This window comes from Peribacillus sp. B-H-3, assembly GCF_048572925.1.
Taxonomy (GTDB): domain Bacteria; phylum Bacillota; class Bacilli; order Bacillales; family DSM-1321; genus Peribacillus.
This window is the reverse complement of the sequence record NZ_CP183879.1, coordinates 3013965-3028403: the sequence shown is the minus strand read 5'-3', so window position 1 is coordinate 3028403 and position 14439 is coordinate 3013965. Positions and strand designations below refer to the sequence as shown.

The 14439-nt window shown below is 39.7% G+C and carries 14 protein-coding genes; 8 read left to right on the top strand and 6 right to left on the bottom strand.

From position 1 onward, the window contains the following. Window positions 1-60: 60 nt before the first annotated feature. Complete coding sequence (locus ACN6MY_RS15085; protein ID WP_419880932.1) at window positions 61-276, bottom strand: helix-turn-helix domain-containing protein; 216 nt, start codon at window positions 274-276, stop codon at window positions 61-63. 565 nt (window positions 277-841) lie between these two features. Between ACN6MY_RS15085 and ACN6MY_RS15080 the strand changes: the two genes are divergently transcribed. Together ACN6MY_RS15080 and ACN6MY_RS15075 are read left to right on the top strand one after the other, a co-directional pair. Continuing rightward, window positions 842-2764 (top strand): endonuclease MutS2, encoded by a 1923-nt coding sequence (locus tag ACN6MY_RS15080; protein WP_419880931.1) that lies wholly within the window; start codon window positions 842-844, stop codon window positions 2762-2764. Window positions 2765-3322: 558 nt separating this feature from the next. Next, window positions 3323-5470, top strand: a complete 2148-nt coding sequence (locus ACN6MY_RS15075) for an AAA family ATPase (protein WP_419880930.1) — start codon at window positions 3323-3325, stop codon at window positions 5468-5470. 63 nt (window positions 5471-5533) lie between these two features. Here ACN6MY_RS15075 and yppF read toward each other — a convergent pair whose 3' ends face one another. Next, window positions 5534-5755 (bottom strand): YppF family protein, encoded by a 222-nt coding sequence (yppF, locus tag ACN6MY_RS15070; protein WP_419880929.1) that lies wholly within the window; start codon window positions 5753-5755, stop codon window positions 5534-5536. A gap of 318 nt (window positions 5756-6073) precedes the next feature. Here yppF and ACN6MY_RS15065 point away from each other — a divergent pair, with 318 nt between their 5' ends. The 3 genes from ACN6MY_RS15065 (at window position 6074) to ACN6MY_RS15055 (ending at window position 7964) form a co-directional block, all read left to right on the top strand. Next, complete coding sequence (locus ACN6MY_RS15065; protein WP_419880928.1) at window positions 6074-6415, top strand: hypothetical protein; 342 nt, start codon at window positions 6074-6076, stop codon at window positions 6413-6415. Window positions 6416-6653: 238 nt separating this feature from the next. Beyond that, window positions 6654-7208, top strand: coding sequence for a competence protein ComK (locus tag ACN6MY_RS15060; protein WP_419880927.1), 555 nt, complete (start codon window positions 6654-6656; stop codon window positions 7206-7208). Between the two features lie 354 nt (window positions 7209-7562). After that, the gene (locus ACN6MY_RS15055) at window positions 7563-7964 is read left to right on the top strand and encodes a DUF2243 domain-containing protein (RefSeq protein ID WP_419880926.1); all 402 of its coding nucleotides are present in this window, start codon (window positions 7563-7565) and stop codon (window positions 7962-7964) included. A 108-nt stretch (window positions 7965-8072) separates the two neighbouring features. On the opposite strand, the gene ACN6MY_RS15050 is transcribed toward ACN6MY_RS15055, so the two are convergent. Further along, entirely contained in the window at window positions 8073-8444 is a 372-nt protein-coding gene (locus ACN6MY_RS15050; RefSeq protein ID WP_419880925.1) for a winged helix-turn-helix transcriptional regulator, read from the bottom strand. Window positions 8445-8623: 179 nt separating this feature from the next. Between ACN6MY_RS15050 and ACN6MY_RS15045 the strand changes: the two genes are divergently transcribed. After that, a complete protein-coding gene (locus tag ACN6MY_RS15045; RefSeq protein ID WP_419880924.1) occupies window positions 8624-9817 on the top strand; it encodes an MFS transporter in 1194 nt (397 codons plus the stop codon). Between the two features lie 380 nt (window positions 9818-10197). Beyond that, window positions 10198-11121: a metal ABC transporter substrate-binding protein gene (locus tag ACN6MY_RS15040; protein ID WP_419880923.1), complete on the top strand. Its 924-nt coding sequence runs from the start codon at window positions 10198-10200 to the stop codon at window positions 11119-11121. Window positions 11122-11166: 45 nt separating this feature from the next. Here the strand turns inward: ACN6MY_RS15040 and ACN6MY_RS15035 are convergent, their stop codons facing one another. The 3 genes from ACN6MY_RS15035 to ACN6MY_RS15025 form a co-directional block, all read right to left on the bottom strand. Continuing rightward, window positions 11167-12120 carry a TRM11 family SAM-dependent methyltransferase gene (locus tag ACN6MY_RS15035; RefSeq protein ID WP_419880922.1) on the bottom strand — a complete coding sequence of 318 codons (954 nt, stop codon included), beginning with the start codon at window positions 12118-12120 and terminating at the stop codon, window positions 11167-11169. 302 nt (window positions 12121-12422) lie between these two features. Then, entirely contained in the window at window positions 12423-13262 is an 840-nt protein-coding gene (locus ACN6MY_RS15030) for a prohibitin family protein (RefSeq protein WP_419880921.1), read from the bottom strand. Next, the gene (locus tag ACN6MY_RS15025; protein WP_419884276.1) at window positions 13246-13395 is read right to left on the bottom strand and encodes a hypothetical protein; all 150 of its coding nucleotides are present in this window, start codon (window positions 13393-13395) and stop codon (window positions 13246-13248) included. Before ACN6MY_RS15025 ends, ACN6MY_RS15030 begins: the two co-directional genes overlap by 17 nt. A gap of 519 nt (window positions 13396-13914) precedes the next feature. Here ACN6MY_RS15025 and ACN6MY_RS15020 point away from each other — a divergent pair. Beyond that, entirely contained in the window at window positions 13915-14427 is a 513-nt protein-coding gene (locus tag ACN6MY_RS15020; RefSeq protein ID WP_419880920.1) for a hypothetical protein, read from the top strand. Window positions 14428-14439: the final 12 nt, after the last annotated feature.

Below are 14439 nucleotides of genomic sequence, written 5' to 3'. Positions count from 1 at the left end.
GCTGAGATCACCGAAAAGTGTGTGCAGAGCATTTTGGAAAAAACAAAAAGAGTGAATAAATCACTCTTTTGTATTCCAGGTATATAAATCCTCTATGCTGCAGTTTAACTCTTTAGAAATCGTCATTGCATTGTTAACGGACATAATTTGTTTGCTTTGATATTCTGTAAGCTGAGCTTTGGAAATACCAGTTTTAGCAGATAGTTCATCAAGTGCAGTGTTGTTTTTAATCAAAAGTTCTTTAAGCTTGCTTTTTTTCGCTTTATAAATTGTCAAAAATCACACCTCACTTTCATTAATGATAGCACGATGCCTGGAAAAAAGAAAGTTCCGCTGGAAAACAGCCCTTGAATCATCGGGTTTGTAACCGGGAACATTTGGGAAACAACATTCATAAAATGATATGCAAAGCAGTATCCATTTAGAACACCAATAATGACTTTCCTTTTTTACGGCTTCCCTTGATTGGTTTGCATTGACAATTTCTTATGCATTGAATATATTGGAGTAGTGAAGGTTTTTACAAATATTTTCCTGAAAAGGGGTTTATTTTATGTTGGGTGCTGTTCTTAACTAATCCGTAATTTCATACGGTCTTTCCGTGAAGCCGCGATTTTTAAGGAATCGGAAGGCTTGTTTAGGTATGCGGGGGATGAAGGTTAAGAACATTATCATGGCATAAGGTAGATGGAATTCTGCTGCTGTGTGTTTTCACGCAGTTTTTTTGTTGAGCAGTATCCAATAAAAGTGCAGGAAGATAACTATCCTGGCTGCTGCCCGACCGCAATGAACAATTGTTCATTGCGGTTTTTTGCGGTCAAAAAATTAGGAGGAAGCAGAGTTGAACGAACAAACATTGAAAATTTTAGGTTATGACAGTATTAAAGGCAAAATTTCTGAATACGCTCTTACTGACTCAGGAAAGCAAAAAATTCTCGCTGCAGAGCCAATAAGTGAAGTAAAAAGAATACAAGCACTGCTTGGGGAACTTGATGAGGCAATTGTAATCATTAAAAAGAGTGCGAGTGTTCCTTTATCAGGATTGGGTGGTATGGAACAAATTTTGAAGCTGCTCAAGAGCGGAAATATTCTTCGTCCAGAACAATTTGCTAAACTGCTGTTATTTCTGGAAAGCTGCAGTAAAATGAAGGGCTTTATGAGGGATAAGGAGTATATGGCACCGCGTGTTTCTTCTTATATATATTCTTTAGAAGACCTTAGGGATTTAGCTGGAGAAATATACCGCTGCATCCGGAATGGGATGGTTGCTGATACGGCATCTAAAGAGCTGGCCAGGGTCAGGAAACAAATCACGATTAGCAAAGAGCGTTTAAAAGAAAAACTTCAGAACATGCTAAAGTCCGCGAAATATAAGAATATGCTTCAGGACTATACTGTGAGCGAACGGAATGGGCGCTATGCTCTTTCTGTCAAAAAAGAATATAAAGGGAAAATGCGAGGAACCGTACTTGATATCTCGGCCTCTGGCTCTACTTTATTTATTGAGCCTGAAGAAGCTGCTGCCCTTCAGGATGCCATTTCGCTCCTAAAGGTGCAGGAGGGAGCTGAGGAAGATAAAGTTCTTGCTGTGCTTACAGAAGCTGTATTGACAAATGAAGCAAAAATTATCCTTGCATCAGAAATCATGATCCACTATGATGTACTATTTGCCAAGGCTAAATACAGCGTTTCGATAAATGGAAGAAGCGCAGAAATTAATGTTTCACACCGCATCAAACTCGTTGAAGCAAGACATCCTCTATTAGGGGATAAAGCTGTTCCGCTAAATCTGGAAATGGGAGACGGCAAACATGCCCTTGTGATTACTGGACCCAATACAGGCGGGAAAACCGTATCCATTAAAACAGTGGGGCTATTAACAGCCATGACTCAATCTGGTTTTCATATTCCGGTAAAAGAAGGAAGTGTAATTGCAGTCTATGAAAAAATTCTGGCAGATATAGGCGACGGCCAAAGCCTTGAACAAAACTTAAGTACCTTTAGCTCGCATATTGTAAATATTATTTCCATTCTTGAAGAAACGAATGACAGCACACTGGTCCTTTTGGATGAATTGGGCTCCGGTACGGATCCTGCAGAAGGGATGGGGCTGGCTGCAGTGATACTGGAACAGCTTTATAAAAAAGGAGCAGCCCTTCTTGCCACTACCCATTATAATGAAATCAAACAGTTCGCAGAAGAACATGAAGGGTTTATTAATGGATCGATGGAATTCGATCTTGAGTCGCTGAAGCCAACTTATAAGCTGCTGATCGGAAAAGGAGGAGAAAGCCAGGCTTTTGCCATCGCTTTAAAGCTGGGCATGCATCCTGAGCTTATTTCCAAAGCACATCATATCACATATCAAGAAGAGAAAGATTATAAAGGCCTATCAGATTCCCCGGTACGTTCTTTAGAAAAACAGCTTGCTGGAAGGCGTGCGGACCGTTTAAAAAAAGGAAAAGAACCTCGGGTAACAGAGTCAATACATTTTGCAATGGGAGACAATGTAAAGATTTCACCTCAGGGAGAAATCGGGATTGTTGAGAAAGGACCGGATATCAGAGGCGATTTTTCTGTGTTGGTTAAAGGTGAAAAACACAGCATCAATCATAAGCGCCTGAAGCTTTATATCTCAGCTCAAGAGCTATATCCGGATAATTATGATTTCTCAATTGTTTTTGACAGCAAGGAAAATAGGAAAATGTCCAAGTTAATGGAAAAAGGCCATATAGAAGGTGCATCTATTGAATTAGAAGAATGAATAAAAGATCTGTCGCAAAATAAAGCCGGCATTGAAAAATCAGGCATGAAGGGGTAAAACATCGGCTTTCCACTGAATGTCCCGATTGATAGATAATAGGAAGGCGTCAGATGCTCTGTAATCTGGCGCTTTTTATAATGGCAATGAAACCCAAAACAAAACGTTAAATGTAAGGATTTATAAAATTACCTTATAGATTTCTGCACTTTGCTGATTGGTTCGTACCCGCGACTGCTTGTGGCCTCTCTGACGAACACCGAGGGCTGTTTTGCGCCTGAAGAACATGCCAATTTAAAAGGAACTAAATTAAAAGTGTGAGCAAAAATTTTGAAGAGGAGGAAAATATGCTTTAGGGTTATAAAAAGGATGTAATGGGTAAATAACCATTACTTTATAATAATGATTAAAAAGTAGAGGCAAAATAGTTGAAAGTCAAAAAAGGTCAGAGTATAATAAACTTACAAGGTCAAAGAAAGTCAAAGTCAAAAATGAACCTTGCTGAATAAAAAAATAAATGACTATATCAAATTTTAAAATAACCTTAAGGAGGAGTACTTTATGTTTTGTGAAAAATGCCATCAAAATCAAGCTAGCATTGCAGTTAAAATGACTTATAACGGCCAGGCGCATGAATTAAACTTGTGCTCCGTTTGCTATAAAGAAGAACGAAATAAATTGGGTGCAGCCATGAATAACATGAACCCACATATGGGACAATTCCCTTTTGGCAGCTTCTTCCCTAATAATGGAGAAAATCCTTTTAATCCAAACAGCACAGATAAACGCCAAGAACAGAGGCAAACAGAGCAACAGGGAGGCGGCCTGCTTGATCAATTTGGCCGCAACCTCACTTCAGCTGCAAAAGCGGGATTAATTGATCCTGTTATCGGCCGCGATAAAGAAGTAAGCAGAGTTATTGAAATAATAAATAGAAGAAATAAAAATAACCCGGTGCTGATTGGTGAACCGGGTGTAGGTAAAACCGCAATAGCAGAAGGACTAGCGCTTAAAATTGCTGAAGGTGAGGTTCCAGTTAAGCTGCGCTCAAAATTGGTTTATATGCTTGATGTAGCTTCGCTAGTCAGCAACACAGGAATCCGCGGACAATTTGAGGAGCGGATGAAACAGCTAATCGCTGAGCTTCAGGAGCGTAAAAATGTAATTTTGTTCATCGATGAAATACATCAGCTTGTCGGAGCAGGATCAGCTGAAGGCTCCATGGATGCGGGAAATATCCTAAAGCCTGCTCTTGCCCGTGGAGAATTGCAGCTTGTCGGTGCTACAACTCTTGCAGAATACAGAAAGATCGAAAAAGATGGAGCACTGGAACGGCGATTCCAGCCAGTGCATGTGGATGAGCCTTCAATTAAAGAAGCGCTAATGATTCTGCAGGGCTTAAAAGAGCATTATGAAAAATTTCATGAAGTATCATATAGCTCAGAAGCTCTCGAAGCAGCTGTAGAGCTTTCACACCGCTATATCCAGGATCGGTTCCTTCCAGATAAAGCTATCGACTTGATTGATGAAGCCGGTTCTAAACTTAACCTGACCATTGAAAGCGGTCAGGAGGAGAATGTGAAAGAGCGGCTTTCTGAAATTTACAAAGAAAAAGAGCAGGCGCTTAAAGAAGAGGCCTACGAAAAGGCAGCTGCACTGCGCTCTGAAGAAGTGAAGCTCGAACAACTGCTTGAAAATGGAGCAAATGCAGAGCGTCCGTTGGTAACGGTTGAAGATATCCAGAAAATCATCGAGCAAAAAACAGGAGTTCCTGTCGGAAAACTGCAGGAAGATGAACAGGAAAGAATGATTCATCTTCAAGAAGAGCTTGGCAAGAAAGTTATCGGACAGAAAGAAGCAGTTAAAAAAGTAGCTAAAGCCATTCGCAGAAGCCGGGCCGGATTGAAATCAAAAAGCCGCCCAATTGGTTCCTTCCTGTTTGTAGGCCCAACAGGAGTAGGTAAAACCGAATTATCCAAAACTCTTGCCGCGGAATTATTTGGCGATAAAGAGGCAATGATCCGCTTGGATATGAGTGAGTACATGGAAAAACACAGTGTTTCCAAATTGATTGGCTCACCTCCAGGGTATGTCGGCCATGAGGAGGCTGGACAGTTAACAGAAAAGGTGCGCCGCAGACCTTACAGCATTCTTTTATTGGATGAAATTGAGAAGGCCCATCCTGATGTTATGCATATGTTCCTGCAAATCCTTGAGGATGGCCGCTTGACTGACGCCCAAGGGCGGACTGTGAATTTCAAAGATACCGTCATTATCATGACAAGCAATGCAGGTGCAGCAGAGAAGCCGAAGGTCATGGGGTTTGGAGCAAGCTCTGCCGTTGAAGAAGCAACCATCCTTCAATCTTTGGGCAATTTCTTTAAGCCGGAATTCCTGAACAGATTCGATAGCATCATTGAATTTTCATCATTGGAAAAAGAAGATTTGCTGAAGATTGTAGACTTGATGCTGGCTGAACTTTACGAAACAATCCGTGTTCAGGGATTGTCCCTGGAAGTCACAAAAGAAGCTAAGGATAAACTGGCTGACCTTGGCTACCATCCTGCTTTCGGGGCAAGGCCGCTTCGAAGGGTCATTCAGGAGCAGCTTGAGGATGCAATAGCAGACTTTATCTTTGAAAAGCCTGATGTGAAAAGCTTTAAAGCAGTCGAAGAAAATGGAGAAATAAAAATAACGGCCGCTCATTAAAAAAACCTTCTGGACGTCTCAGTCCAGAAGGTTTTTTTAATGAGCGGCTCAGTAGTACTCCTATTATATTGAAGGTGAATCGGCGCATCTAAGGGAATTTTCAGCGGCCAAAAAGGGTTTTTTTGCTCCTCGTTTTTCCAGCTCACCGAATAGGTTTTTATAGTTTGAAAAGGATAGTTCCCCTTTCAGATATTTTTCCTGTATATAATCTAAAAGCTCATTGGCATGTTGAGGTTTTCGGTTTTTATAACAGATAAAATGCTGAATCAATATTTCTAAAACCATGATCGCCCTCCGTTTGGTTTTTTCCAGTAAATAACTCCTTGAGAAATATAACATGATAAACGTCTAGAATTGTTTTTTTAGAAAATTTTAACTTCAGACAAATTCTTACAGTCTTTTTATAATATTTTTTAAATAAATTTCACAGCTGAATAGGCATGAAATAATGAAAAAAATAGCCAATCGTTAAAAATAAGCTAAATGGCACGTTAGTTTGACCAGACACATTTGTTTAAAAATGGAGCAAAATTCCGGGTGGATCCCGCTGCATTTTGTTATCACCAGGAGCATCCAACCTCTTCAGGAAACTTCAGGGAGGCAATGGGCAATTTATATAAATTCATGAATAAGTCACCTGAAATTGAAGTACTGGCACTTGCCCTAGAGCAGCGGCCGGGACTGAATTTTGTCGAAATCCATTATGTTGTTTCACAATATAAGGAGATGGAAGCAAGATTCCCTCATCAATATGCTGCCTTTAAGTCTGCTTTTATTTCAATGATGTTTAAGGTTGTGGAGCTTCTGAGGGATGGCCAGACAGTGACGCGGCTTGTCAAAGATATAGATTTTCAGGAAAATGAAATACTCGATCAGCTGAGTGAAATCAGGGACCATAGATGGCATATGCTTGCATATGCCTTTGAAAGGCTTGCAAAACTGTAAAATGATAAAGAGGAACTCCTGAAGAAATCGGGAGTTCCAATTAAAAAATCTCATTTTGCAATGCTGGCGCTAAGGGAAATCATATTTTAAGTGTTTTTCAGAATTTATAAAAAACAATTTACATAATATATAAGTAATAGGTATAATAGATTATATTATATGGGAAATTAAGGTAAAACATAGCGGCTTGTCATGCAGATTTCCTGATAAATGAGTTTTGAGAAGAGGGGACAAAGCTATGCTGTTATTGCCTAACTATGTGATTAATGAAGATACCATTTTAATTGCCTCACATTTTGACTCTGTAAGCAATTGGCATTCTAAAGTTATGGAAGGGAAACATATCTTTTATGTGGCTATGCCGCCATACAGAATTGTTGAGGAAAGCATTATTTATTACGGAAGCAGTATGTCTGGGGCCATTAAAAGCTCGCATTCCATCTTGGGAAACATTAAAATGAGTCCTATTCCGATTAATTTGAAACAGGATATCTATTGGTTTCCTTCTGTGTCTATGAAAAGAGATGATTGTGTATGGCTTGCACACCACCATATAGATGAAGTGAATAAGCTTTCTCCTAAGAGGACTCTCATTTTGCTGAAATATGGACACAGTGTCATTTTGGATGTGAAGGAACAAACCATTAAAGAAAGGGTATCCCGCACAGCCCATCTTCAATATTATTTAAATAAACGAAGCAGGGAAAAGTTCAGCTTTCTATACGAGCCGCAGCAGGGTTTTCACTTTGTTAAAGAAGCAGGCGAAGTCAATTACACGGTTAAGAAAAAATAAATCCATAGTGTCAATTAGGCGGCAGTATCATTTTTTTTAATAATAATATGCTGCTGTGTTTTTTTGATAGGCCATTTTCTAATTGATTGTTATTTTTTAATGGTTTCTGTGAGGCGATCACATAGGTAAATCGGGTTGATTGGAACGTACGGTGCGAGACGCCTGCGGGATTAGCGGGAAAGCGAGACCCCGCAGGCAGAGCCAAGGAGACTCGCCGGCCGCCACGCGGAAAGCGAGCATCCTGGCGCAGAAATCAACCACTTTGTAACAGCAGCAGTGTTTACGAAAATAGCCTTATGATAAAATAGATTTGGCATTTTAATCAATACAGTTAGAATAAGGAAGGAAATCAATTTGAATAAAAAAAGGTTTTTGGGTTTTGTTGCAGGCTATTTGACCATGAATCTGTTTTTTCACAGTATTCATGCATATGCAATGGGGATTAAGCTGGAATCCATGGGGGGAAGGTTAGGTGCTGTGGGTACAGGTATCGTGATCCTGATTATATTGGCAATATTCATAGAGAGGGTATTCTCCCGTTCCTTTTTTCACGGCTTTCTTGTATCCACCGGTCTTTTTCTTAGCTTTGATATTGTGGTGTTTCACTGGCTTTTCGGGCTGCACCGAATCACTAATGGTCCGGAAGCTAATTGGCTTGACCCGATATTTGTAGTTTGCGGCACAATAACTATTTTCTATGGAATCAGGAGGGAACGGAAGATTGAAACAGGAAAGGATAATATCCTTTCACAATAAAAAATCCAGCATCTTTCAACTGGATTTTTTATTGGCTATTTTACTCTGCCAGTGATTTCTGTTTAAGGGGCAAGGCCGGATCAGTATAGAGCCGCCTTATAAAACCTTTTATTTTAGCTGGTCATTCAAAACACTTTCCTCTAGTACTGAAAACTTATCTCCATACACTCTGGTAATGTGATTTTCACCCCATAAGCAAAGAGAGTCTAAAATTCCCTTCAGGCTCCATCCGTATTCACTCAGCTCATATTCCACTTTAGGGGGTATCTGCTGGTAAATGATACGGTTGATCACTCCATCATCCTCTAATTCACGAAGCTGCTGTGTCAGCATTTTTTGCGTGATATTTGGCATCAGGCGCTTAAGTTCGCTTGTCCGTTTTTTTCCATGAGTCAGGTGGCAAAGGATGACACATTTCCATTTCCCGCCGATTACCTCAAGAGTTGCTTCGACGGATATATTATATTTCTTAGCTTGCATGTTTATTCCTCCTAAAAAGACAGGTACTAAAAAGTGCCTATATCACTTAAAAGTGCGTACTTTTAATAATGGTTGATATAGAGCATAATAACATTTGCCGGTTAAAAGGTCCATATGAGCCTTCCTTTTAGCTTGCAGCAATGTTTCATACACTATAACAATTTTTTAGGGGGATATAAATGATTAACGATAAAAAAAGAAGTACCCTGGCATTATTGGCACTCGCAGTAAGCGCCTTTGCCATTGGGACTACGGAATTTATTTCTGTTGGCCTTCTGCCGCTTATATCAAATGACATGCACATTTCCGTAACAACAGCGGGCCTTACGGTTTCCTTATATGCACTTGGGGTTACTTTCGGAGCACCGGTTTTGACTTCTTTGACCTCAAATATGCCAAGAAAGACATTATTGCTGCTGATCATGATTGTATTCATTATTGGCAATAGCATTGCAGCCAGTGCTTCGACAATCGGGATTTTGTTAGCTGCCAGAGTCGTTGCGGCTTTTTCACATGGTGTGTTCATGTCCATAGGTTCCACAATCGCTGCTGATTTAGTTCCAGAAAATAAAAGGGCCAGTGCCATTTCTATCATGTTTACCGGTTTGACCGTAGCTACTGTGACGGGTGTTCCGCTCGGCACTTTCATCGGACAGCAATTTGGCTGGAGATATTCATTCATAATCATTGTGGTAATTGGAGTCATTGCCCTGATCTCAAACAGCATTTTAGTTCCATCTGACTTAAAAAAAGGGGCTCAATCCACTTTCCGTGATCAGTTCAAACTGGTGACAAATGGACGATTGCTTCTATTGTTCATCATTACAGCACTTGGATATGGAGGAACATTTGTAGTGTTCACTTATCTGTCTCCGCTGCTGCAAAATATTACAGGATTCAAACAAGGAACGGTTGCGGGAATTCTTCTTGTCTATGGAATTGCAATCGCAATCGGAAACATGGTTGGAGGCAAACTTTCAAACCATAAACCAATCAAAGCTTTATTTTATATGTTTTTAATTCAGGCAGTAGTGTTATTCATTTTAGCCTTCACTGCACCATTTAAAATCGCTGGACTTCTTACCATCATTGTTATGGGGTTATTTGCCTTCATGAATGTTCCGGGTCTCCAGGTCTATGCAGTGATGCTGGCAGAGCGCTTTGTGCCGGGAGCGGTGGATGTAGCCTCAGCAATAAACATTGCTGCCTTTAATGCAGGCATTGCCATCGGCTCTTATCTTGGCGGAATAATTACTGAGTCAATTGGATTGATTCACACAAGCTGGATTGGCGGCTTGATGGTGCTTTCAGCTGTAATTTTAACAGGCTGGAGCTGGGCTCTTGAAAGTAAGGACAGCAAAAAGGCTGCTTAAACAATCAGTAGGGTTGTTAGTGGTGGGCAGTTCATTAAGGTAGTGATTTAAAAGGTGACAGAAAAAAAGAATTTTTTTCTCAGAATCGATCAGAAAACCTCTGACGCAATTGAACGCTGGGCATCTGATGAATTGAGGAGTGTTAATGCACAGATGGAGCTTGTTTAAAAAAAGCGCTGATAGAGGCCAATCGGGGATAAATAGGAATAACAGAAATAGTGAAAGGCGCACACATGCGGCCTTTCTTCTTGTATAAATGACGTTTGAAAGGGCATGGTAAAAGAAAAAACGGTATTTATTTATTTACAAACCCCGATGTTTTATATTACACTATGAAAGTCAAATCGTAATTGTTACGATTTCTTAAGGGAGGAATTACAATGATTAAAAAAATGCTGCCTGTTGTTATGGCTGCTGTCCTGTTCGCTCTTTCGGGCTGTCAATCCAGCGGCGATGAAAACGGGAGAGTAGGCACCGGAAAATTAAAGATCGTTACAACTTTTTATCCAATGTACGATTTTGCCAAAAATATTGCAGGGAATAATGCTTCAGTGAAGATCTTGATTCCTGCAGGTGTGGAGCCGCATGATTGGGAGCCATCGACAAAGGATTTAATCGATATACAAAACGCCGATGTTTTTATATATAACGGAGCATCCATGGAAAATTGGGTGAATAAGGTCCTGGAGTCCATTAATCAAAAAAACCTTACAGTCATTGAAGCAAGTAAGGGCCTTCCGCTTGCTGACGGAAAGGGAGAAGGAGACAGCAATGTCCAGTCGCTTGATCCTCATGTGTGGCTCGATCCTGCCCTGGCAAAAAAAGAAGCAGAACATATTTATAGAGGGCTAGTAAAAAAAGATCCGGCACATAAAAAAGATTATCAAAAAAATTATCTGTCATTCAGCAAAAAACTGGATGTGCTCGATGCTAACTTTAAAAAGACAGCCAAACATGCTAAAAGAAAAGAATTTGTTACCCAGCACACAGCGTTTTCATATTTAGCTAAACAATATGGTCTAAAGCAAATTGCAGTAGCAGGACTGTCGCCAGATCAGGAGCCCTCCTTGAAGGGCCTTGAGGAAATTGCCAATGAAGTTCAAAAACGCCATATAAAAACTGTGTTTTTTGAAACGCTCACAAGTCCGAAGGTCGCACACACACTCGCCAAGGAAGTTCATGCTAAAACAGATGTGCTGAATCCTTTGGAAGGTTTAACAGATAAAGAGCAAAAACAAGGCCTGGACTATATTGCCGTCATGGAAAAAAACAGAAAGGCATTAGAGCATGCCTTAAATGAATGAAATGTGAGCGGAAACCATTCCAGAAGGTTTCCGCTCACATTTTTTTTATATACAAACAAGAATTTGCCTTTCAAACAGCCCTTTTTTGGCAACACAGCGGTCTGAAATTTTAAAGCCTGCTTCAGCTGCCATATTGTCAATATTATCAATGGTGATGATAACAGCTTTAGCGGCTATTTTTCGTGCATGCTGCAAAATGGATAATTGTGATTCGGGTGTCGCATGTGTATAGAGATTGTACGGCATATCAATAATAGCAGCATCGAAATACTCATGGATTTCTGAGATGGGCCCTGTTGTCACATCCCCAGTTAATCCAAAATAAGCAATGTTTTCCCGTGAGCCATTTGTGACTAATGGATTTATGTCCCGTCCAACAATATCAATGCCCATGGACAGTGCCTCTACTAAAACGGTTCCGATTCCGCAGCATGGATCAATCGCTTTTTTGCCTGCAGGATGAGGAACGGCAATGTTGGCGGCTGCCCTGGCTACACGGGTGCTTAGCGCTGTAGAATATTCTCTGGGCTTTTTTAAATGGCGCAGCCAAACAGCTTCACTTTTCGTATATTTACCGAGATACCAGCGGCCTTCAAAGACACCGACACCAAAAATTTGCATGGGCTTGCTGAGATCTGCATTTCCGTTGATCCGCCAGCCGACATCTCGTTCAATTTTCAAACGTTCCTGGTATTCTATTTTTTTTTCTCTATCAAGATCATTGATTTTGATGAAAACCACCCTGAAAGTTTCGTCGTGCATATATATAGTTTCTGCATGCAAAAGAATGTCTGACAGTGTTTCTCCTTCAAATAGTATTTCAATTCTTTCCTTCATAAATGGGCTTCTGCTCGGATCAATTTTAACATTGCTTTTAATGACATTCTTTTGACTATCATGCCCGAAAAAAGAGCGCATCTCTAAGTGGCATAGAGACCTTTCTTCTGCATTGCAGACATAGGTATATATATAATCATGGCTGTTCTCAAGTTTATCCAAAGTAATTTCATCCTTTTTACATGTTTTCTTTAAAAGTACTGCTGATTTCTTTTCGCTGACTAACTAGTACTATACGTTATAACAGTATAGCAGACCAATACAAGCTTGTATGCAAAGTATGGAGGAATGAGCAGGGGCCGCAATGAAAAAACAGTACTTAAAATACATAGACGGCCATGTTTACCAAGATTCTAAAAAAGACAGCAGAAGCTGGTGGAAGAAACAGTGCCCTAAGAGAATTAAGATATAAAAAAAGCCGTAATTGTTCCAGAAATATGGAATATTTACGGCTTTTTTGCATGCTATTTTTTTGAACTGCTATTTCCGTCAATCGGTATGGAAATGAGCTGATTGGAGCCCATGGCATTCGGCATTTTCCCATCCCATTTTTCAATCCAGCTATTTTGAATAACTTCCTTGCTGATTGACTTTTTAATTGTTTCATTATATTCAGCAATTGCTTTTGCCTGTATTTGTTTTTTCTGAGCTTCTGCTTTGGCAATCTTAAGCTCAATCTGCTTTCTTTCTAATTCCTGTGCTGCTTCCACCCGCTTATCAATGGCTGCCTGTGTCGATTTATCAGGTTTTGGTACACCAAGTGTTAGATTGTCTACAGAAAAGCCCAGCCGCCCAATATCCTCAGAAAATATTTTCTGCACATTTACGGCCGCTTCAGACGATTTCTCTCCGTATGTATCGATGACAGAATACTTTGCGATTGCTTTCCGTCCTGCATCCCATAGTCTTGTTCTTAGGTAAGATTGTTCTATTTGCTCCACATCTATCGGGCCGAATTTGTTAAAAACGCCTACCACCTTGTCAGGCTGGATATTGTAATTATATGCAAAATCAATGGTTACATTTTTTCCATCAGATGTAGCGACTTGAATATCCCTGTAATTTACTGTCTGCATTCTGACAGGATAAACAGTAACCTTATCGAACAGCCCTACTAAGTGCCAGCCTTGGCCAAGCGTTTTATCTTGTACGCCGCCATTTGGGCTGTATACAACACCAACATACCCGTTTGGGATTTTCTGGATAAACAATGCGGTAACTCCCAGCGCAAGGACTAAAGCGACAGCAACAATGATTCCGCCAAGTGCTTTGCGGTTTAATCCTTTTTTATTTTTCGTTTCCATTTTTGTCCTCCTCTAAATTTTTTTTCATCTTCTTTGCTGTATCCCCGACTTTTGTGAAAGCAGGAGAAATGATCAGCCAAGCTCCCAAACATAACAGCAAAACAACAATTATTGAGCCAATCAGCACCTTCAATGAAATCGCCCCCCACTATCATTCTTGCATTAAATGGAAAAAAAGTCATTAGCATTAGAAAATTGATAATAAATGGACAGGAGTCACTAAAGATAATTATGGCTAGATTAAGAGATATGCAGAGGACATTTATTTATGTGAGGAAATCACAGAAATACAGTGGCATGGGTTACTTGTAATGGTTTACAGAAAAAACACTGAGTCAGCAAAAAAACCAAATGACAATGTTCAGTAGCGAACAAGAAGGAAGAATGGGAATTATCGAAAATTTCCAAAATTACTATATTATCAAAGTTTTGATTGAAATTGTGAATTCTACCTTCTATAATAGTGAAGTAAAGGTTTACATACTGTTTTGACGCATAATAAGGGTGAAACATTAAGAATATTCTGAGATAAAACATTAATCATTTATATCTCAGAATAATAAATGTAATTTTCTGAAATTCGATATCCCTTAAAAAGTAATTATGGGCGGTATATTGCCTTATACATACTACGTTAAAAAGGAGCTGCAAAATGAGGAAATTTTTAATTTTGTTTTCAGCATTTATGATGGCTATTGGTTTAATGGCTTGTTCTTCGGGGGATGAAGGAAATTCCGGCAAAAAGAAATCTTCTGCAGACAGCGCTGCAGATCAGCAAAAAGTGAAAAAATCACTTGTTCATCTTTACTCTGAGCTAGCGAACGCTATTAACAGCAAGGATGCTGACTTGAATACATACGAAGCATCAGGAGATAAATCTGATGCAAAGATGAAAACAAGCGCACAAGTCTCTGCAGCAGCTGTTGCTGAAGAACTGAAAAAAATAAAAATACCGGCTGAATTAAAAAATCAAAGCAATGATTTAGAAGCAGCTATTAAAGATTTTACAGATTCTTATCAAACTAAAGCAGACGAGCTTAAAAAATCTGCACCCGCGCTTGATGGAGCAAATGCAACATTCACAAAGGGCGAGGATAAAATGGGCAAAGTATTTGAAGATGCAAAGCTGCTTAAGCCAAGCTTGAATAAAGAAGTAAACGGCTGATTATAAAGCTTA